This is a genomic window from Haploplasma modicum ATCC 29102 (assembly GCF_000687835.1).
Taxonomy (GTDB): domain Bacteria; phylum Bacillota_I; class Bacilli_A; order Acholeplasmatales; family Acholeplasmataceae; genus Haploplasma; species Haploplasma modicum.
Genome location: NZ_JHYB01000002.1, coordinates 381,644 through 404,398 on the forward strand (window position 1 = coordinate 381,644; position 22,755 = coordinate 404,398).

Sequence of the window (22,755 nt, forward strand, 5' to 3'; positions counted from 1 at the left end):
CTTATACTTCTCCAATCGCTTTTAAGGCATCAATCTTAACAACTGCATTTACACTAAAGAGTGATGACATTAAAGCAAATAAATAAAATACTAACGATATTACTCCGTAGAATAGAGGGTTTGCGGCAAAGGGAATTTTACCACCTAAAAAGACTCCTGATATAAAGGTTAGTATGAAACCAATGACTGTTCCGAAAATGGTTATAATTAGGGTTTGAGCAACAACTGATCTACTTATATAGCTATTTGCAATTCCTTGTGCTTTCATTACACCAAATATACTTGTTTTTTGAATTGTTAATACATATATAAATACTCCTAAAACAAATGATGCAATTAATATTAAAAATATTATCATCATAGAGAAAGTTAAAACTTGTGCACTATACCCAGGTAGTGTTTGATAGTACTCACTATTTTTATATACTTTTAAGTTACTTCCTTCATTTATGACTGGCGTATCTTTAATAACAATCATATTATATATCTCTTTATTTACCCCATAGCGATAGTTATTCCAAGTATCAAGATTTAGATAAATAATTGGTGCTGTTTGATATGTTGCTTTTTTTGCAAAGCCTTTAATTGTTAGTTTAATATCACTACCTGATAAGACTATTTCATCACCAATCTTATATCCTTCTTCTTCAAACTTAGTATCAACAATTACTTCATTGCCACTCATGATTTGAATATTTTCTTTTGGTAAGAAAAAATCAAAATCATCAATTCCAAATAAATAGACATCAAGTTTACTTTCTTTATTAGCTTTTGAGGCAACACCTGGAAATATTCCAAGTTTTGCTTTTTTTGTACTTGTAACTTCACTAAAATTATCGAAAGTTAAAATTGACATCATTACATTATCATTTGAATCGTTATCTAGTAGTATATATTTTGCTTCTGTTTTATTCATTCCATTTGTATATGAACTAGCAAGACCATATGCAAGTGATGTTAAAAAATAGACTAAATATGATATTAAAACAACTAGAAAAATTATTAAACTAAATCTCTTTTTATTAAATAAAATTTCTTTTAATGCTAAAAACATTTAATCACCTCTTTATAATATTATACCATTTTTATAAATATTATTATTAATATTTACATAAAAAAAAGACATTTAGAAAATGTCTCTTTGTTAGTATTATATATGAATTGGTTTATCCATTGAAGCTTCCATAATTATCTCTGATAATGATGGGTGAGCATGAACTGTTTCAGAAATTTCATAATTTGTTGCTTCTAAGCGCATTGCAACACCAAATTCACCAATCATATCAACAGCATTATATGCAAATATATGTGCTCCTAATATTTCGTCTAATTCACTACCCTTGATTAGTTTAATGAATCCAACTGATTCACCATCTGCTAATGCTTTACCATTACCAGCTAGTGGGAATTTAGTTACTGTATATTTAACACCTTGTGCTTTAGCATCTCTTTCAGTTAAACCAATCATTGCAATTTCTGGATGTCCGTAAATTGCAGCTGGGATTTGGTTATAATTGATTTCTTTACTATCGCCTAAGATATTTTCAACTGCAACAATACCTTCAGCTGATGCAACGTGTGCTAACATGTGTTCACCTGTTACGTCACCGATTGCATAAACACCTTTAACACTTGTTTCCATCTTACCGTTAACTTTAACACCTCTACCTTTCATTTCTAAACCAAGTTTAGTAAATGAAGAAGTATTTGGTCCAATACCAACAGCGATTAAGACTAAATCAGCATCAAGTTTTGTTTGTTTACCGTCTTTTTCATATGTAACATCTTTTGTTCCAATATTCTTAACAGCTGCTTTTGTTAAGATTTCAACTCCGTCTGATTTTAATACTTTTGTATATGCATCAATAACATCGTTGTCCATTGGAGTAATAATTGAATCTGCCATTTCAATAATTGTAACTTTACTTCCTAAATTATTGAAGATTGTAGCAAATTCAACCCCAATAACTCCCCCACCAACTACTACTAAGTGTTTTGGTGGTTTAGTTACTGTAAGTAATTCTCTACTTGTAACAGCAAATCCTTTTTCATAAGCTTCTTTAGCACCAGGGATTGGTGGAACGATTGCTGTTCCTCCTGTTGCTAAGATAATATTTTTAGTTTTTAATGTTTGATCATTAACTTTAATTTCATTTTTGCTTAAAACTTCACCATAGCCATTGTATACATCAACACCATTTTTCTTAAGTAACATTGCTACTCCTGATGTTAATTTTTTAACGATACCATTTTTACGGTCAATGATTTTTTCTAAATCAAAGTTTACTAAACTTGGATCTACTTCAATACCGTAGTTTTTAGCATTTTTGAATAAATCATATGTTTTAGCACTTTTTAAAATTGCTTTTGTTGGAATACATCCGTGATTTAAACAGATTCCTCCAAGTACTTCCTTTTCTATAACTGCTACTTTTTGTTTTAATTGTGCGGCTTTAATTGCGGCTACATAGCCACCTGGACCTCCACCTAAAACAATAATATCATATTCTTTCATTATATTTACCTCTTAACTTAATAACATTAATTCTGGATTTTCTAACAATTCTTTAACTCTAAATAAGAATCTACCAGCGTCTGCACCATCAATGATTCTATGGTCTACTGCGATTGATAATGGTAATACACTACCAATTTTGATTTCATTACCAACAACAATTGGTTTCTTTGAAATCTTACCTACACCTAAAATACCAACTTCTGGATAGTTAATAACTGGTGTTCCGTATGAAATACCTACTGAACCAAAGTTTGTAATTGTAAATGTACCATTTTTCATTTCTGCTAATTGTAATTTACGGTCGATTGCTTTATCTGCTAATTCTCTAATTTCTTTTGCAAGGGCAAATACACTTAATGTGTCAGCATCTTTTACGTTTGGAACCATTAAACCTGCTGGTGTATCTACAGCAAATCCTAAGTTAATGAAGTTTTTATAAATAACTTCTAAATTATCATGATCGAAACTTGAATTAAAAATTGGGAATTCTTTTAAAGCAATAACAACTGCTTTTGAAATAAATGCCATAAATGTTAAGTTAATACCTTTAGCTTCTGCCATTGGTTTAGCTCTTTTTCTTAATTCAATTAAGTTATCAATTACAACTTCATCCATTAATACTGTTTCTGGAATAATTGTTTTTGATTGTGTCATAGCTTGTGAGATAGATTTTCTTACTGAAGAAATTTTTTCTACTCTTACATCGCCTTGACGTGAAACATTTGCACTTGGTACTTGAACTTGAGTTTGAGCTTTTGGTTTTTCAACTTCTTTAGCACCTGCTTGATGTTTTTGAATATCTTCTTTCATTACACGTCCGTTTGGACCTGTTCCAACTACTTCGTTGATATTTATGTTTAATTGTTTTGCTAGGTTTCTTGCAACTGGTGTAGCAAGAGCTTTTTTATTTGATGGTTGAGCTTTTGGAGCAACTGCTTCAAAACTTGAATCAATTAAATCTGATGAAACTTCAATTTCACCAATAACTGATGCACCTTTTTCTTCTTCAACTACTTCTTCAGCACCACCAATATAGTTTCCACTGCCATCATCTAATAAAACAACAGTTTCACCAACAAGAATCATTTCTCCTTCTTGTTTTCCTAATTTAACGATTGTACCTGTAACTGGTGATGGTAATTCAGCATTTACTTTATCTGTTTCAACAATAACTAAAGTATCGCCTTCATTAACTTTATCACCTTGTTTAAATTTCCATTCTAAGATTTTACCTTCTTCAATACCGTCTCCGATATCAGCAAATTTAAAATCATATGTTGCTTTAACACCGCTTGTTGGTGCTTTTTTAGCTGCTGGTGCTTCTGCTTTTTTAGCTTCCGCTTTAACTTCTGGTGCTCCACCTTTACCATCATCAATAATTACAACAGTTTCACCAACAAGGATCATTTCTCCTTCTTGTTTACCAATTTTTGTAATTATTCCATCTACTGGTGATGGTAATTCTGCATTTACTTTATCTGTTTCAACGATTACTAATGTATCGCCTTCTTTAACTTTGTCCCCTAATTTAAATTTCCACTCTAAAATCTTGCCTTCTTCAATACCGTCTCCGATATCGGCAAATTTAAAATCATACATTTTCAATATCCTCCTTAGTAAGCAACAATCTTTTTAATTTCAGCTACAATTTGATCTTTGTTAATCATATGGTGGTGTTCACCACGTGCTAATGGAATAACAATATCAAAACCTGTAAGTCTTGTTGCTGGTGCTTCTAAATGTAAGAATGCTTTTTCGTTAACTTGTGCAATTAATTCTGCACCTGGTCCGTATGTTCTCATTGCTTCATGAACAACTAAGAATCTACCTGTTTTCTTAACGCTTTCAACGATTGTTTCTGTATCGATTGGATTAATAGTTCTTAAGTCGATTACTTCAACACTAATTCCTTCTGCTTCAACTTCTTTAACTGCAGCTTGGATTTCACGTAATTGTGCTCCCCAACCTACAACTGTAATATCTGTACCTTCTTTTAATACTTTTGCTTTACCAATTTCAATTGTGTAGTGTTCTTCAGGAACTTCTTGTTTACCTGAACGGTAAATTCTCTTTGGTTCTAAGAAAATAACTGGGTCTTTACTTTCTAAAGCTGCTGCTAATAAACCTTTTGCATCATATGGTGTTGAAGGCATAACAACTTTAATTCCTGGAATATGACCTAAATATGTTTCTAAACTTTCTGAGTGGTGTTCTAAACCTTTAATTCCCCCACCAACTGGAATTCTAATAACAACAGGGTTTGTATAGTTCCCTCTTGATTTATTTCTTGTTCTTGCTAATTGTGTAACGATTTGGTTGTATGCTGGGAAAACAAATCCGTCAAATTGAATTTCAACAATTGGTCTCATCCCATTCATTGCCATACCAATTGCAGTACCTACGATTGATGATTCAGCAATAGGAGCATCAAACACTCTATCTTTACCATATTTCTTTTGTAGACCTTGAGTTGCTCTAAAAACTCCACCTTCAACCCCAACGTCTTCACCGTATACAACAACTTTGTCATTTCTTCCAAGTTGTTCATCAATTGCTAAGTTAATTGCTTGAATTAAATTTAATGTTGCCATTTTTATTTGCTCCCTTCAAGAAATTTTTTGTAGTATTCGTATTGTTCAACTTGATTTGGTGTCATTTCATCATATGTATATTTAAATACTTCTTCTAATTCTAAAAGACCAGATTTTTCTGTTTCAGCAAATACTTCTTGAACATATTTGTTATTTTCTTCATCTAGAGCAGCATCTTCTTCTTCGCTCCATAATTTTTGACTAATTAAATATTTCTTTAATCTTTCGTTTGGATCTTTTAATTTCCATTCTTCAACTTCTTTTTCATCACGGTATAATGAAGGATCATCACTTGTTGTATGAGCTCCAATACGGTATGTTATAGCTTCAATTAAAACTGGACCTGTTTTTAATGCATGTTCTCTAGCTTCTTTCATTGCTACATACATTGCAAGTGGGTCATTACCATCAACTTGAATTCCTTTAATACCTGCTGCGATTGCTTTTTGAGCAATAGTTTCAGCTTTTGTTGCTACACTTCTTGGAGTAGAAATTGCCCATTGGTTATTTTGTACTAAAACAACTAAAGGTGCTTCCATTGCTCCAGCAAAGTTTAATGCTTCGTTAAAGTCACCGTGTGATGTACCACCATCACCGATTGTTGCTAATGCAATTTCATTTTTTCCTTGTTTTTTACTTGCCATTGCAATACCTGCTGCAATTGCAATTTGTGAACCAATAATAATGTTCACTGGTAATACGTTTGTTTCTCTTGGGAATTTACTTCCATTTTCGTTACCATACCAGTATAAATAAATGTTACTTAGTGGAACACCACGATATAGCATTAAGTTTAACTCTCTAAATGCTGGTGATAACCAGTCTCCTTGTTGCATTGCTGCTGCAGCACCAACTTGTGTTGCTTCTTGACCGATATTTGGCGCAAATGTTAACATTCTACCTTGTCTTTGGTATTGAACTGCTCTAAGGTTAGCTACTCTACCCAATGTCATTGTTTTATACATTTTAAGTAGTGTTTCTTTGTCTAATTTTGGATCTAGTGTAGGGTTAATGATTTTCCCATCTTTATCTAAAATTTCTAACATTTCTTTCTTTAATGGATCGTATTTCTTTATTAATACATGATTCATATTTCTATTCCTCCAATCATATTTTCCATTGTCTATTATACTAATTAAAAGCCTTTATTAAAAGTAAAGTGCTTAATTAAATCAATTATTTAAAATACTTTTAAAATATTCGTTTAAATGACACATTTAACCATATTTTAACCCGTTACTTAGTAAATTATTTATTAACTTTATATTTAAATAGAGCTAACTTACATTAATTTTACAATATTTTATCCCTTAAAACAAACAAAGTGCCCTGTAAAAAGACACTTTATTTGTATAAATAATAATTAAATATAATATCTTTTTATACTTATTTTAAATTACTTAATATTTCAATTGTGTTAGCTACTGCATTATTATTACTAGCTTTTACCTTATAATTTGCTAATTCTTTCAAAGAATCTAACCCATTTTCAGGGACAAATGATAAATCCGAATTTTTAAGCATTTCATAGTCATTTAAATAATCCCCAATAGCACTTAAATGATATTTTTCTATACTCATATAATTTATTGCTTTAATTATTCCAGTATATTTAGATACTCCTTTATTTACAATTTCAATATAGGTCATACTAGACGGTACTAATTCTAATTTTTCAAATGAATCAAATTTTTTAATATCTTTTAAAATATCATGATACTTTGATTTATCAATAACAAAATTAATTTTAGAAATATCATCATAGTTTATTTCTTCTACTTTAATTTTTTCATGTTCTAATGCTATATCATTATTAGTTCCAACATAATATCTAGTTCTTGCTCCAATTAAAAACATGGTAAGATTATGTTTATTTGCGTAATTGATTGCTTCAATTATTACTTCTTTATTTAACTTATCTTGATATACAACTAAATCATTTTTATGATCATAGACTAACGCCCCATTTATTAAAACATAAGGCATATTTATCTTTAGGTTATTATCATTAAAATGTTTGTTGATACTTATTATGTTTCTTCCTGTTGCAATTCCAAAGTAATTGGACTCTGTCCATTTATTAATAGCATTTTGATCGTTTATATCTATGTATGCCCCAAATTCATTATATCTAAATAATGTTCCATCTAAATCACTGTATAATACTTTCTTCACACTTACACTCCTTATAGTTCTTTATACATTATAGCAAATTTTTCTACTTCCTTAAATCCAGTCTTTAAATAAATATATTTTGCCTTGTTATTCTCTCCGGTAAATAATGTCATATATTTTGCACCAATGTTTTTAAGTTCCATGACAAGTCTATTAAATAATACAGTACCAAGACCATTACCTTCTATTTCTTTTTTAATGCCAATACCAGCAAAATAACCACGGCCATTACCGGTAATATCAAGTGGACCTGTCCAACCTAGTATTTCATTATTTCTAACTATTACAAGCATTTTCAAGGGATCTTTTTTCTCTAAATTATTTAAAACAACTCTATGCCATGTTGGATTTCTTAAATCAGTAAATAATTCAGTAAACCCGAAATGTTTATTTTTATCATAAAATAAAACTTCTAACCCATTTTCTTTATTTCTTTGTTCGTTTGCTTTAATAGCTTCATTAACAATAAAATCATCTAAATTTAAATAATAACCATTTTGATAATTTTTTTCATCTATATAACCATTCTTAAGTAAAAAATTATACCAACTACTATTTAACTGGACTGCTGGAACACCAGGGTGCATATGAAAGTTAGTATTTGGAATATACCAAGGTAAGTTAATTGGATTAAAAAATATTTCTCTAATCTTTTTAACATTACTTTCTCTCAAAATATTTTCTAGTTCATTTAATAATAATGTGCCATATCCTTTTCTTCTAAAGTTTTTCTTGATTACTACGCAAGTAATATAGCCTAATTCATTGTTTTTAACACCATTTGCAAAGCCAATTAACTCTCCTTCTAAATATAGTGCAAGATTAATACTAGCTTCATTTTCAAAGATAAAGCTATCTATTTCTTTATAAATTGTATCTTTTATTTCATTATTATAAAAGTTAATAATTGCTTGATAATTTTCTTTGTTTACTTTTACTATATTTTTCATTGTTATAGACTACTTACAATTCTTTTTTGATGTTCTAAAACTGCAAATGAACTTGCATGTGTAGTTCTTGCAAGTGCACCTCTTACATATGATAAATGAGTATAATAGTCATAATATTTAAAGGATTTACTATTTGTAATAAACCATTGTTTTTTCATTCCTTCACACCAAAGTTCATAAGCTTCACTGCTTGCAGGAATATACATATAAGGAATAAAGCTCTCACTATCTTCCCAATTTTCAGCAAAATATAGTGGTGAGAAGAATCTTTCACCTATTACTTTATCTCCCATATCAATACCAGCCAAAAACTGTGCATCTAATGCTATTTTATGAGTTAGTTCATGATCTTTATGCATTGAGTTCTTCCAGTGTGTAAAAATCATTTTTGGGCGGTATTTTCTAATTAAATTAGCAACCTTTAGTCTTACTTCCTCATTATCTGGTAATTCACCATCCTTATAATCGAAGACTATTGCTTCACCATTTAATAAATTTGCAAAATCATGTGCTTCTTTAACTTTTTGGACTCTATATTCAGCAACACTTAAATGAGAGGGATTTCCTCTTTCTCCAGCTGTTAAAGCAACCGTAATTATTTTATCACCTTTTAGTGCTCTATCTGCTAACACTAAGCCGCTCGTTAATTCACAATCACCAATATGTGCTCCTATTGCCATATAAACATTAGACATTTTTATCTTCTCCTTTATATATATGTTTTTTAAAACGATTATAAATGTTGTAATAAGTTATTTTCTCTATTTCTTCTTTTTTAAAACCATGCTCAAACATTTTATCAATTAGTTTTTTTATGTCATTTACCGACTTTACTTCTTCTATGTTTAATGTTTTTGAATAATCAAAATAATCCATAAAATCAAAGCCGAAACAAACATTATCAATTCCCATAATATTTATTGCATACTTTAAGTGTTCCATAAAATTATCTAGTGTTTGATTTTCTAAATCATTACTAATAAAATTACCCACTAAAGTTAAACCTAAGAGGCCATTAGCTTCTTTTAATTTTAAAAGTTGTTCATCTTTTAAGTTTCTTCTATGCTTACACAGTTCATAAATATTACTATGTGATACTAAAATATTTTGATTAGTATAATTTAATACATCATAAAAAGATTTTTCATTTAAATGTGAAAGATCAATAATCATATCTTTTTGAATCATATAATCTAATAATTCATAACCTTTAAGAGTAATGCCGCGGTTATTACTGCCTAATATGCCTGTTGCATAATCATTTTCTTCATTCCAAGTTAACATTGCATGTCTAACTCCGAGGTTATAGATAATGTCTAAATCACTAACATTTTTTAAGTTTCTTAGACTCTCCAATCCTAAAATAACATCAAATTCACTAAAATCAATTAATTTAATTGTATTTTTTAAAGCATCAATCAAATTAAATTCATCAGGTGAATAAAGGGTCCAAATCCCTCCATTAGCATTACTCTTCAACTGTTTGTAGTGATAATCCCTAAAACGATTTAAATCATTGTTTTTAGCTCTTTTATAGACATCATAAAGGATATCTGTATGTGCATCAAATATTTTCATAATTTCTTCCTTAATAAAAATAAGGACTATAAAGCTAAAGCTCTATGTCCTTATTAGTTCTTAAAATAATTAGCTTATTTTATTTCTTTTTTAAGATTAAGATTGCTGCTCCTAAAGCTGCTCCTGATAATACTGTTGATAATACGATTGTTAAGATTAGGTTTGTTGTTGATTTTGAGTTTAGTTTATTTTCTAGATCTTTAATCAAGTCTAATGCTTGTTGTAAGTTATCTTGTGTTGCTAACTCTGTATCTTCTTCAACAACGATTGTAAACTTAATTACATCAGATTCATTATCTGATTCGTCAACACCTTTAACGCTAACTTCATATGTACCAGCTTTTGCTAAGTCTAATCCACCTTTGTTTGTGATGATTAATGAAACATTTGAGAAATTATCTGTTGCAATAACATTTCCTTTAATTAAATCATCAGCATTTGTGTATTGACCTGCTTTAACTGTTAATGTATTATTTTTTGCAATTAATACTGGATTTGTTAAATCATCAATTTGTAATTTGTATGATGTTTCAATTTCAAATGTGTGTGTTTCTAATTTTTGTTCTTTAACATATGTTAATGTTTGACCATATACAGCTGCTTTTGCAATTCCGTTAATTGCAATACCTGAAGTACCTCTAATAACGATTGCTGTTTGGTTTTCTGTAAGTTCTAATGTTTTATACCATTGATCACCAACTGCGTTTGTATTTCCTGCATCTTTTGTTGCAAGTGGATTTTCTTCGTTCATTAATTTGTTTGAACCACGGCTATATGCCATAACAATTTTTCCATCCTCAACCACTAACAATTCTGATGTCCAGTTCATTGATGCCCATTGTTTAACTACATCTTCATAACCTTGTTTTGAATATAGGTGAATATCAACTGAGTTAGCATTTGCTTGTGCTACGTCAAATGATTGATATTCAAATTTTGTAGGTGTTCCATTAACATCAACTGTTAATTCTGGTTTTTGAGCTTCTTTAATTACGTGTACATATTCAAAGAATAATTTAATATCATAAACACCTGGTTTTGGATTGTACTGGTTAAATGATGAACCAGCATCAATCTTAATTGTGTTTGTTAAATCTACACCATAGCTATTATTTGCTGTAATATTCCCTAATAAATCAACTGGCATATTTTCTGGTGCATAAACTGTTGTTTTTGGAACGTCAACAAATTTTGGAGGAATAACCCCAACTGCTAAATCGACTTCAACAATTGTAATATTTGCAGGATCATTTGGTGATGCTGCAAAGAATTCTAATACTAATGATTGACCGAATTCACTTGTATTTACTTTAGTAATTTCAGTTTCTGCTTCATATAATTTTGTTTCTGCATTATAATTTACTTTTACTGTTTCTAGTAATTCATCATTTTGTTTAACTCTAATTTCATAACCTGTTTTAACTGTTTCATTAATAATTGTTCCATCTTCAGCAAACATATCTTGATATGTTACAGCGATATCTTTAATCAAATCAGCTGTTGTAAATGCTGATTCATATTCAATAATATAGTTAATACCTTTTGTTACTAAATCTTTATCCAAGTTTGTTAAAGTTGTACCGAATGTTGGTTTTGGTTCAACAAATGATAATTTCATAACTGGTTTTGTTTCTTGAGTCATGAATTTTGGTAGTGACTCAATAAATGTTAATGTTTTTTTGTTTGTTCCATCACGATCAAGTGTACCATATGATACAACTGTATATCCTGCTTTGATTTCTGGGAAATCAACATTTGCTTCTGCGTCTAAAATGATTGAAGCTGGATGTGTATCATCTGTTTTCTTGAATAAGTGACTCCATGTAATATATTCGATTGGTTCTAGAACATATCCTTTTGGATTTTCTGCATCAATTAATAATCTAATGTGTGCTTTTAAAACATTTGCTGGAAGTTCTTCTAAAGCTTTATAACCTTCTGCTTCAGCATCTGTTGCTAAGCGCCAGTTTTGTCCAGCAGGAGTATTATCTCCATCATTAACGATCCAATATTGGTTAATTTGATCTTCAAATAATTCAAGTTCCCCTGCTTCATTGTAATATGTCCATATTCTATGACCAACAGTTGTAAGATCTGCTCTACCATTTGCTGTTGATAAGACAAAGCTTTCTTCAGTATCATTAACAATGATTGATGCAAAAGCATTCCATGAAAGTGTAGCATTCATTTCTGCTGCACTAATGAGACCATTATTATCTTTATCTTCAAAATCTTTAGCGTATCTAACCGCTCCCCTTACTGAATGGTATCTATGACCTGCATAAGTAAATGACCAATTTGAAGTCCCTACTTTAGAACCACCTGTAAAATTACTATTTTCATCCATACTTAAAATGTTGTCATATGGATATAATTCAATAAATTCACCTTCAGCCGCTTTTACGTTATTTGCAACTACGAAGAATGAACCTACCATAACAAATAATGTTATTAGTATTTTTTTCATTTTGTTTCCTCCTATTTTATTTTTAATATTCATCTATAGTATATATTTATATGAAAACGCTGTCAATGTAGTCCTTTTTTATTACACACCAAAGGCACATATTTACATCTTTTGAAATTTTCTTTCAGTGTATTTCTTATATTGTTGGTACTTCTATCATAACTTCGTTATAGTTACTAAAATTTAGAATCATTTCTAAATCATGTGAAAGACTAGTTAATTCAACATTAATAGTTTTAATTAAACCTTTTTCAACTACTACTTTAATACTTTCAACTTTATAATTTTCTAAATTAAGTTTAAAATATTTATTGAATTCTTCTAAGCTTTCTTCTTTAAGATTATATTCACCCTTATTTTCTGATTGGATAAACAGCTCATTTTTAAAACTTAAATAAAATGCAAAGGCATCATTTTTAGCAAGTGTTTCATCACTTTTTTTCCATGTTTCGCCTGCTTTTTCATATGTTGTTACTTTATTTTCATTCTTAACAAAAATAAATGATTCATTTTCATCTTTAAATGATGATTTATTTCCATCAAACTTTAGTTCTACATTAGCTTCAACAGTTGAGTTCATAATAACTTCTACACTTACTTCATAATTGTTTTTATCATTAAATGCTTTTTCAAAATTGAAATCCTTTTTACAACCTACTAGTGTTAAAGTAAGTAGTAATACTACAAATGTAAATAATATTTTTTTACTCATGTTTACTTACCTCCCATGTTGTTTTTAGCAAATTCTTTTAAGTATTCAAGCATTGATGATACTTCTTGATAATGATTTAACATAGTAATTTCTTCTGAGTAATTTGAAGCTTTCTTATCTATACTACTTTTAACTCTTACACTGATTTTATGTTCTCCTAAAGTATAAAATCTTAGTGGAACTGATGTGTTTGAAGTTTGAATGATTTTATCATTAATCTTTATTTCATATGCCTTTGCATTTGGAACTTGATTGAAATGTAATACTTTGTCTGAATCTAAATGAAGATTTGTAGGTGTACTAAATACATCTCTTACATCATTTTCTGGAACTGTTACACGACTAGTTTTTGAAAGTCCTTTAACTATTAAAAATCCATTTGAAATTGATCTAATTCTTTTATCTGATAATTCATTTAGGACTTCAAAATTAGTACTGTTACCAACCATCAATGTTGATGATCCACCACCATCTAGATTATATGCTTCAACTGCACCATGTTTTTTCATTAAGTGACCAAGTTGAGTTAAAGTAACACCGTATTTACCATCCATCTTATTTCTTCCATCAACTACAATTGTAAATACTTCACCATTTGCTTTAACCCCAATTGCAGTTCTTGGATGTTGATTTTTATCTGGATTTAATACTACTTCACCATTACCAACTAACTTCATATTAGGATTTAGTCCAACAGCATATCTTACATCATCAAAATTTTTAATTCTTGTTTGAAAAACAATTTTATCACCTGCACTAATTGCCTCTTTTATTTCTTTTGAAATAACAATAAAATCATTATCACCAACAGTTTTATCTAACTTAGTTTCAACAAGACCTTTTGCATATGTATAGTAATTAGCATTAGCATTAGCAGGTTTTTGATTGATTGCAGGTTTTAGATCTAATCCTTTAACATATGTTGTATTTAATGAGTCTAAAACTGCCTTGTCGTAATTATCAAAAACAATACTTACTTCACTATCAGTTAAAACATCTTTATTTACATTTTTAACCGGTAGTCTTTTTTTAATTTCACCAAATTCGTTAATTACTAAAACTTCTAAACCGTCATGAACTACTTTTTCAAACGATAATGATCCGTCTGATTTTATAGCAACAGCAGCTGAATTATTACCACCCTTCCAAATTACTTCATAATCTCTAATATGTGGATTAATAGGATCTCCTGATGTATTAATATGGTAGAAATCACCATTAATCCCTCCGATTACTTCAACGTTTGGATTTTCTTTTTCAAATCTCTCCATCATACCATTAAGTCCCACCATGCCATAGCCATTAGTTTTATAACCATCAATACTTATAATGTCATAATTATTTTCTTCTAATTCAAAATTAAGAACGTTATAGACCTGTGGGCTAGTTACTTCATTATGGACAATTTCACCACGATAATACTGGTGCTCCATTCCATACTTGTAATCTGTCTTTGACTCACTTGCATTAAACCTAAATGATTCATTTGCACTTACATTAAATGTACTTGCAAATATGATTCCTAAAACAATCAATATTGAAGATAATATTTTTTTCATTCTCGTCTCCCTCTAATTTTATTAAAAAATTTTATCCATTAAATATCTTAAATTATAATCCCAGTAATCCCAATTATGGTTTCCCTCATTTGCAATAAACTCATGATCTATCTTTTGTTCCTTCAAAAAGTTACTAAACTTTTTATTATCTTCGAAAAGGAAATCATCAAATCCACAAGTCATATATATTTTTATGTTGTTTGCGCTATTTGCAAGTTTATTTAGTTTGTCTTTATCTTCTATTTCTTCTTTTGTGTTAAATGCTGCTCTTAATGCTTGTTGTTGGTTTAAACTCTTTAATTGGTCAAAAGCATTTTCAATATAAACAATACTAGAAAGTGATAAAACAGCAAAGTAGTTATCAGGATATGTAAATGCTGCTTTTAAAGCACCATATCCACCCATTGAAACTCCTGCTATCATTAAGTTTTCTTTATTAGTTTTAAGATTAAATATACTACTAATAATCTTTGGTATATCTTTTGTTAAATATTTGAAATAATTTGGACCATTTTTCATATCCGTATAAAAACTATTATTAATTCCAGGCATTACAATAGCGATATTTTTTTCTAATGCCATTTTTTCAATTTTTGTATATCTAATAAAATCTTGATGTCCACCACTATATCCATGAAGTAAAATCATTGTTTTAATGCTTTCAATTTTATTATTTTCATATGGATAAATTACTGATAGTGGAACTTGAAAGTCTAGTGATTCACTATAAACTTGTAATTGTATTAAAGCCATTATTATCTCCTAAAATGGTCTTGTTGTATATGCTAAATTAATAAATTTAAGTGATAAACCTTCGTCATATACAGCTGTTTTGTCTAATAGACCATCAATTTTTGTTATTTTTTTATTGTTATATTCTTTTTCTAAATTAATCATTTCTTCTGCTCTAATTATTTGTGTTCCAAATCTTGATTGGATCACATCTAAACCATACATCTTGTTTAATTTATACCATCTATTTCTAAATGTATTATTAAGTTTATTTAAATAATGTATTTGTTTTTCGAAATATATACTTGCATTAATCTCTTCATTTTTAATATATGATTCAATCATTGCTTTTCTACCTAATATCTTATAGTAATTACTTAATACAATGTTTAGTTCATTTTCATAAGCTACATCTTTTTCATATAATTTAATTAAGGTTTCTAATTCTTTAATATGTTTATCAAAATTATCTAAATTATTATATGTATAGTTATTTAAATACATTGCATATTGTGGATCATCCCAAAGTAGTCCTACTTGATTCATAGTAGTCTCATTTAATTTTGTTTTATTTAATAAAATATCATAATCAAGTGATGTAATATCATTAAAAGTTTTTTTGCAAAAATCATTTTTAGTATTAGCTTTAACAGATAATTCATAAACTCCAAGTAAGGTAGTTAAATGATCACCATATGCACCATCATCTCCCCACTGTGTTAGTATAAAGTCTTTTATTCCATTATTAATTGCTGCTTCTAAATGGACTAGTGCTGTTTTATCAGTTTTAACCTTATCATATGTAAATCTAGTCCAAATCCATGTTCCAGATGCAAATGTGATTTTTCTGTTAAGTTGTTTATGATTTTTTATCATCTTGTCAACTATTTCATATTTTTCATTATAATAATCCCAGTATACTAAGGTTATACTTTTTGGAATCTTATTTAAAACTTCTTCATTAAAATTCATTTCTAAATCATAATATGAATTAGTTTTACTTTGTGTGCGGTAAAACATATCTGACCATACTAAAATATCACTAAAACCATGTTCTTTAGCAATCTTTTCTACTAAAACTAAATGATCTAAAAAGATATCTCTAGGATTTTTAAAGCCATATTGTTTAAAATAACTACCAAATCCAAGACCAAACGTCTCGTCTAATCCAATATGGATTTTATCAGTTTCAAATACTTCTTTCATTAATTTAAACATTGAATCAATTAATTTATACGTATTTTCATTATTTGCTATTAAAATTTCTGACTGATCTTTATATGGTCTTGCTTTATTCCACCTTAAAAATTGTTCCATATGACCTAATGTTTGAATTGCAGGAATTAATTTAACTCCAAATATTTTTGAATATTCAACAATTTCAAGCAATTCATCCTTAGTGTATTTGCCACGCAGATAGCCAAATACTGGATAATCAATTAACTCATAAACATCTTCCATATAGAGCCACATTTCATTTGCTCCCATTAATGCTTTTGTTCTAATTAAATATTTAATATAAGAAATATTAAATACTGCACCTCTTGATAAATCAATCATTGTTCCAAAGTTTTCAAAATTACTTGAAAATTTTAAATCATGACCATTTTTAAAATGTGATAAGTACATTAATCCTTCAGGAATTGTTCTATAATATAAAACATTATTTATTATTTTAGTTTCATCACTTTTTACAAAATCATTAACAATATTATTATATAAATTAGTGTGTTTACTTATTTCTTTAATTGCGTTTACCATTAAATTCTCCTTTTCATTAAAGAAAATAGCAAGATAACCTTAAAAAAGGTAATCTCGCTATTATCGATTAATTAACCTTGAGTATAAATCTGGTTTAGTTTCAAATTTCATAAAATTGACATATCTAGCATAAAAACCTGCTACTTTGTCATTAACTCCACCAATTACTGCATAACCATAACCCGCATTTTTTAGGGCATCAAGAGTTGTTAGTAATAAAACTTGACCAATATTTTTACCACGGTAATTTGGATCAACTCCTGTTGGTCCAAAATATCCTTTTGCAGTTGCATCATAACATGCAAAACCTACAATATTTCCATTATCTGTTGCTACAAAACATGTTGGATTTTCCTTATAAACTCCAGCTTTAACTTCACTTGTCCAACCAATACTAAAATGTGTTTGTACAAATTCAACTAATCTATCCGAATTTGGAGATAATACTCTTTTAATCTTAATATTATCGTCTTTTAATTTAACACCATTATCATTTAAAAAACTTTCTTTTTCATATAAGTTAACAATTAAATCAGCCATTTTATTCTCCTATTTCACGCTTTTAAGTGCTTTTCTTATGTTACCGTTGCTCTTTGATAATAATTCTTTTATTTTTGCTTCTTCATCTATTCCTGAGATAATTGCAAAAATTGCAATTTTAACAGCTTTAAACTTATCTAGATATTTCTTAGCTTCTTCTTTATCTACACCAGTAACATCCATAATAATTCTTTGTCCTCTTGAAATTAATTTTTCGTTTGACATTCTAACGTCAACCATAAGGTTTTCGTAAACTTTACCAATTTTAATCATCGAACTTGTTGTTATCATATTCGCAATCATTTTTTGTGCAGTTCCTGATTTCATTCTAGTTGAACCTGTTAATGTTTCTGGTCCTGTAATTGCTTCAATTGGATATTTTGCAAGTTTAGCAATTGGTGAATTTGCACTTGTTGTAATACATGAGGTAACTGCACCAATACTATTTCCGTATTTAAGTGCACCTATTACATATGGAGTTCTTCCACTTGCTGCAAGACCAATAACAATGTCATTTTCATTGAAGTTAATATTCTTTAAATCTTTAACAGCTTCTTCTTCACTATCTTCTACATTTTCAGCTGCTGTTCTAAGTGCTGTATCTCCACCCGCTATGATCCCAACTACCATATCATCTGGTACACCAAATGTTGGTGGACATTCACTTGCATCTAAAACACCAAGTCTACCACTTGTTCCTGCACCAATGTAAACTAGTCTCCCACCTTTTTCAAATACTTTAGTTACCTCATCAACAACTAACTCGATTTGTCCTAGTGCTTCTTCAACAGCATATGCAACTTTTTTATCTTCGGAATTAATTAATCTGATCATCTCACTTGTTGATAATAAATCAATATTCTTAGTTAGATCATTTCTTCCTTCTGTTGTTATTTTACTAATATCTACCATGGTATTTTACCGCTTAAAAATTAAGCTTCCTTTCTTTTTGAATAATTTTTTTAGCTAAATTAAATGCGCCAATTACTGGTTCATTATTATTTTCGCTAATATTAAATTTAATTTTATTGTTTTTTAGTACTTCTAAGAAATTTTCCTTAACATAAGGTGCATTAAGCAAGAAACTTCCCTTTAGTTCAATTGTTACTTCATTTATTCCTAATTTTTTTAGTGCTAAAACTGCTTGTAGTCCTAAACTTTCTCCTTCAGTAGTTAAAAGTTTTATCGCAACTTCATTACCTTCTTTTGCTAAATTAGAAACAAATATTGCTTTGCTTGCAGCAACATCTTTGCTCTTTGAATAAATAAAGTCTTTCACTTCATCAATTTCTTTAATATTTAAAGCTTCAAACATTTCTTTAGTAAAGTTTGATACTTTTAAATTTGATTGAATATCATTGATCATATATCTAAAAGCTTCTAAAACTAAGTGATATGCTGAGCCTTCGTCCCCTAGTATATGACCAAATCCACCAATACTTACTATCTCTTCTTTGTTTTTTGCATAAACAACACTGCCTGTTCCACCAATTATAATCATAGTTGCATCTAAGTCATAACCAACAGAATTAAGTGCTAAATATCCGTCTGTTATTAGTTTTGTTGTTGTATTAAACATTTTGTTTAAATGTTTTTCAACCTCCAACCTTAAATTATTGTTAATTCTTCCAGCAATACCTAAAACAATATAACTAATTTCATGGTTTCCTTTTACATTACTAATTGCATCCTCAATATTTTTGATTGTTTCTTCTTTACTAATACTAAAATTTGCAAATCCAGATACAAATCGTTTTATTTCATTACCATTGTAGTCCCATAAAACAGCAACGGTTTTTGTTCCCCCACCATCGACTCCGATTATATAACTACTCATAGATTACCGGTATAATACCTTTCGGTACTATATCCCCTTTTAAATACCTAACTAGAGCTTTAACTGAGTTAGGAGTATATTCATATAAACAAACATAATTTTTAATATTTTTTGTATAAAATAGATCATATGGATTTCTAAGTGATATTACGTGTAAATCATTATCAATTTTAGCTAATTCATCAATTAGTCTAATTTGATTTTTATTAGTATTACCATTATAAGTTGTAAAAATTACTTGTTCATAATTTTTTGATTTATTAACCATTTCTAAGATTTGTTCATTAGTTGGATTAACATCAATAATATTAACATCTAAGTTTTCTAGTTCTTTAAATCCTTTAATTAATCTGCTATCTCCATCTGTATCATCTGCAATTGTTAGTGCCATTGGTAACATTCCAATAAATAATGCTTTTTTATTTAGTTTAATTGGATTACCTTTAACTAAAGTTACTGCATCTTCTACTACTTGATATGCGAAATTGCTGTGTTCTTTATTTACGACTAAGTGTTTAACATCTTCAAAATTTAGATTTAGGTCATTTAAAACAAGTTCTTTTTTAGCTTCTAAAACACGCTTAACTCTTTCATCTAATTCTTCTACTGTTAATCTATTAGTTTTAACTGCCTCATATAATGTTTCGTATGTTTCAAATCTAGGTTCATAAGGATGACAAACACAAACTAAGTTAATTCCTGCTTTAATTGCTAGGAAGCATGCTTCTTCTGTTGAGTATCGATCAACTACACCTTTCATTCCCATACCATCAGAGACAATTAATCCTTCAAAGCCCATATCTTTTCGAACTAAATCTGTCATAATTTCACTACATAATGTTGCAGGTCTTTCATCATTTGTTAATTTAGGAAAATTAATATGGCTACTCATTATTGCTTTAATCCCTTTATTAATTGCATTTTTAAAAGGAATGAATTCTAATTTTTCTAATTCTTCTAGTGAATGATTAATTACTGGAAGTCCTAAATGTGAGTCAACGTTTGTATCTCCATGTCCTGGAAAGTGTTTTGCGGTTGCAAATACATTTTCTTCTTGCATTCCTCTTGAAAATTCCCAGCTATAATCTGCAACAACCTCTGGCTTATCAGAATAACTTCTAACACCAATAACTGGGTTATGAGGGTTATTATTAACATCCATTACAGGTGCTAAGTTCATATTAACACCAAGCGTATGTAATTCTTTCCCCATCATTTTTCCTAATTTATAGGCATTATTTGGGTTATTAGTTGCTGATGTAGTCATTGCTCCCGGAAAATATGTTGAGCCATTAAAAATTCTTGTTACCATTCCACCTTCTTGGTCGATACTTATAAATAGTGGAAAACCTAATTCTTTAAGTGCTAGTTTTTGTAAGTTTTTATTTAGGTTAAATAACTGTTCTGGACTTTTAATATTTCTAGCAAATAATATAATATTCCCACAACGATATTCTTTAATTAACTTAATTACATCATCATTTACTTCAAGGCCATCAAAGCCAAACATTGTAAGCTGTCCAATTTTATCTTTAATTGACATTTTAGTTAAATCATAATTAATCATATAATTCATACTTCTCCTTTATTGCTTTAAATATTTTTTGATCTTTATTAAATTTTTCTTTAATTTCTAAAATATTTAAACTATCTTCTTTTATGAAATTATCTCCCACCAGTAAATTTATAAAGGGATGTCCGTTTGGGGTATATGGTTTTATAAAATCAAACTCTTCATGATGCTTTCTAACAAGTTTTAATAAAATCATACTTAATATAACCGGTTCATAAGCCGCTTTATCTTTAATTAATAGTTCAATTCCCTTACATAAAACATCTTTATGTTTAGAAAATGTTGGTGTAAAGTAAACTTCTCTAAAAGCTACTCCCTTAATGTCTAGTTTTCTAAGTTCTTCTATTATTAGTGTGTTTTTTAACCATGGTGCTCCAATAAACGAAAATGGTTTAGTTGTTCCTCTTCCCTCTGAAAGATTAGTTCCTTCAAATATACATGTAGCTAAGTAATTATATACACTATCTACAGTTGGAAGATTTGGTGATGGTAAAACATAGCTTAAGTCTAAATCATCAAACTCTTGATCTCTTCTCCATCCTTCCATCTTTACAACGTGAAGTTTAACACCAATTCCATATTCTTCATTGAACATTTTAGCTAATTCACCAATAGTTAATCCATGTCTTTGTAACATTGGATAATAACCAATAAATGAACGATATTCAAGATCTAGCATATTACCTTCAATTTTCTTTCCACCTAATGGATTAGGTCTATCAAATACTACAAATTCTTTATTATTTTCCTTTGCAGCAATCATTGAATATGCCATTGTATATATATATGTGTAATATCTTGCTCCTACATCTTGAATATCAAAACATAAAACATCTATATCTTTTAACATCTCGCAAGTTGGCTTTTTTGTTGCACCATATAATGAAAATACTGTTAGTCCGGTCTTTTCATCAATATATGTGTCAAGTTTTTGACCAGCTTGAATGTCGCCTCTAATACCATGTTCAGGAGCGTAAAGTGCCCTTAAGTCTGTAACCTCGTTTAAGATATCAATACTACTTTTAAAGTTTTGATCAAGTCCAGTGTGATTTGTAATTAATCCCACTTTCTTGTCTTTAAAAATATCTTTAAAATTTTTAACTAATTCAATCCCTAATTTCATCTTTATGCTCCTTTGATAGTAGTAAATAATTCGCTGGTTTTTCAGCAAGAATAACGACTGATAATAGTGGTAAGGAAATTCCACAAAAAACAAGTAACAACATTGTCAGTGATGACATCATTAATAATCCTGGTATTAAGAAGATAATAACCATTGCAATACTTCTAAAAATATATTTAATACTTAAGAAAAATGATATTTTAACTGTTTCTTCTACTGTAATATTTTCGATAGAAGTTAAAACAACTGGTACATATAAAGTACTTATGATTATTACAAATCCAACAATCAAAGTTGTAATAAAACCAAGATATGCGATTAATGTTGGTGCTTCTTTTATTGTATTTTGATAATAAATATTGCTTATGACAATTAATACAATTGTTGATAGTGCAATTAATGATAAGAATATTTTATTTAAGAAATTTTCCTTAAAATACTTAAAGTATGTTCTAATTAACTTTACTTCATCTTTATTTACATAGTCCTTCAAAAGCTTATATCCAGCTTGAAGTGAATGGACAAATGTAACTATTAATAAAGAGGTGGAAATGATTAAGAGGTTAATCATTATTATTTTTATTATCCAGTCTGAAGCTACGTTAATTATTTTTAATAATTTTTTCTCTTTTTTCATTT

Annotated in this window: 20 protein-coding genes; all 20 read right to left on the reverse strand. The window is 28.9% G+C overall.

What is annotated here, in order from left to right:
• Position 1: 1 nt before the first annotated feature.
• Positions 2-1,054 (reverse strand): ABC transporter permease, encoded by a 1,053-nt coding sequence (locus T352_RS0101950; RefSeq protein WP_026391535.1) that lies wholly within the window; start codon positions 1,052-1,054, stop codon positions 2-4.
• Between the two features lie 96 nt (positions 1,055-1,150).
• Positions 1,151-2,515: a dihydrolipoyl dehydrogenase gene (gene lpdA / locus T352_RS0101955; RefSeq protein ID WP_026391536.1), complete on the reverse strand. Its 1,365-nt coding sequence runs from the start codon at positions 2,513-2,515 to the stop codon at positions 1,151-1,153.
• 12 nt (positions 2,516-2,527) lie between these two features.
• Positions 2,528-4,117 (reverse strand): 2-oxo acid dehydrogenase subunit E2, encoded by a 1,590-nt coding sequence (locus T352_RS0101960; protein WP_084301354.1) that lies wholly within the window; start codon positions 4,115-4,117, stop codon positions 2,528-2,530.
• A 14-nt stretch (positions 4,118-4,131) separates the two neighbouring features.
• Positions 4,132-5,109: an alpha-ketoacid dehydrogenase subunit beta gene (locus tag T352_RS0101965; RefSeq protein WP_026391538.1), complete on the reverse strand. Its 978-nt coding sequence runs from the start codon at positions 5,107-5,109 to the stop codon at positions 4,132-4,134.
• Positions 5,110-5,111: 2 nt separating this feature from the next.
• Positions 5,112-6,200 (reverse strand): pyruvate dehydrogenase (acetyl-transferring) E1 component subunit alpha, encoded by a 1,089-nt coding sequence (pdhA, locus tag T352_RS0101970; RefSeq protein WP_026391539.1) that lies wholly within the window; start codon positions 6,198-6,200, stop codon positions 5,112-5,114.
• Between the two features lie 295 nt (positions 6,201-6,495).
• The gene (locus T352_RS0101975; RefSeq protein ID WP_026391540.1) at positions 6,496-7,284 is read right to left on the reverse strand and encodes an HAD-IIB family hydrolase; all 789 of its coding nucleotides are present in this window, start codon (positions 7,282-7,284) and stop codon (positions 6,496-6,498) included.
• Positions 7,285-7,295: 11 nt separating this feature from the next.
• A complete protein-coding gene (locus T352_RS0101980) occupies positions 7,296-8,234 on the reverse strand; it encodes a GNAT family N-acetyltransferase (RefSeq protein ID WP_026391541.1) in 939 nt (312 codons plus the stop codon).
• Between the two features lie 2 nt (positions 8,235-8,236).
• Complete coding sequence (locus T352_RS0101985) at positions 8,237-8,929, reverse strand: PIG-L deacetylase family protein (RefSeq protein WP_026391542.1); 693 nt, start codon at positions 8,927-8,929, stop codon at positions 8,237-8,239.
• Positions 8,922-9,812 (reverse strand): dipeptidase, encoded by an 891-nt coding sequence (locus tag T352_RS0101990; RefSeq protein ID WP_026391543.1) that lies wholly within the window; start codon positions 9,810-9,812, stop codon positions 8,922-8,924. Before T352_RS0101990 ends, T352_RS0101985 begins: the two co-directional genes overlap by 8 nt.
• Before the next feature lie 79 nt (positions 9,813-9,891).
• Positions 9,892-12,279 (reverse strand): hypothetical protein, encoded by a 2,388-nt coding sequence (locus T352_RS0101995; protein WP_026391544.1) that lies wholly within the window; start codon positions 12,277-12,279, stop codon positions 9,892-9,894.
• A 136-nt stretch (positions 12,280-12,415) separates the two neighbouring features.
• The gene (locus T352_RS0102000; protein WP_026391545.1) at positions 12,416-12,991 is read right to left on the reverse strand and encodes a hypothetical protein; all 576 of its coding nucleotides are present in this window, start codon (positions 12,989-12,991) and stop codon (positions 12,416-12,418) included.
• 2 nt (positions 12,992-12,993) lie between these two features.
• A complete protein-coding gene (locus tag T352_RS0102005) occupies positions 12,994-14,550 on the reverse strand; it encodes a phosphodiester glycosidase family protein (protein WP_026391546.1) in 1,557 nt (518 codons plus the stop codon).
• Positions 14,551-14,571: 21 nt separating this feature from the next.
• Positions 14,572-15,303, reverse strand: a complete 732-nt coding sequence (locus T352_RS06815; RefSeq protein WP_051615740.1) for an alpha/beta hydrolase — start codon at positions 15,301-15,303, stop codon at positions 14,572-14,574.
• Between the two features lie 9 nt (positions 15,304-15,312).
• Positions 15,313-17,043, reverse strand: coding sequence for a beta-N-acetylhexosaminidase (locus tag T352_RS06820; RefSeq protein WP_051615742.1), 1,731 nt, complete (start codon positions 17,041-17,043; stop codon positions 15,313-15,315).
• A gap of 60 nt (positions 17,044-17,103) precedes the next feature.
• Positions 17,104-17,583, reverse strand: coding sequence for a GNAT family N-acetyltransferase (locus T352_RS0102020; RefSeq protein ID WP_026391547.1), 480 nt, complete (start codon positions 17,581-17,583; stop codon positions 17,104-17,106).
• Positions 17,584-17,592: 9 nt separating this feature from the next.
• Positions 17,593-18,495, reverse strand: a complete 903-nt coding sequence (gene murQ / locus T352_RS0102025; RefSeq protein ID WP_026391548.1) for an N-acetylmuramic acid 6-phosphate etherase — start codon at positions 18,493-18,495, stop codon at positions 17,593-17,595.
• Between the two features lie 13 nt (positions 18,496-18,508).
• On the reverse strand, positions 18,509-19,420 hold the full coding sequence (locus T352_RS0102030) for a BadF/BadG/BcrA/BcrD ATPase family protein (protein WP_026391549.1): 912 nt from the start codon (positions 19,418-19,420) through the stop codon (positions 18,509-18,511).
• Complete coding sequence (nagZ, locus tag T352_RS0102035) at positions 19,413-20,996, reverse strand: beta-N-acetylhexosaminidase (protein WP_232361951.1); 1,584 nt, start codon at positions 20,994-20,996, stop codon at positions 19,413-19,415. The genes T352_RS0102030 and nagZ overlap by 8 nt, the downstream gene beginning before the upstream one ends.
• Positions 20,980-22,116, reverse strand: coding sequence for an exo-beta-N-acetylmuramidase NamZ family protein (locus T352_RS0102040; RefSeq protein WP_035344778.1), 1,137 nt, complete (start codon positions 22,114-22,116; stop codon positions 20,980-20,982). Before T352_RS0102040 ends, nagZ begins: the two co-directional genes overlap by 17 nt.
• Positions 22,100-22,753 carry a DUF624 domain-containing protein gene (locus tag T352_RS0102045; RefSeq protein ID WP_162151104.1) on the reverse strand — a complete coding sequence of 218 codons (654 nt, stop codon included), beginning with the start codon at positions 22,751-22,753 and terminating at the stop codon, positions 22,100-22,102. Before T352_RS0102045 ends, T352_RS0102040 begins: the two co-directional genes overlap by 17 nt.
• Between the last annotated feature and the right edge of the window lie 2 nt (positions 22,754-22,755).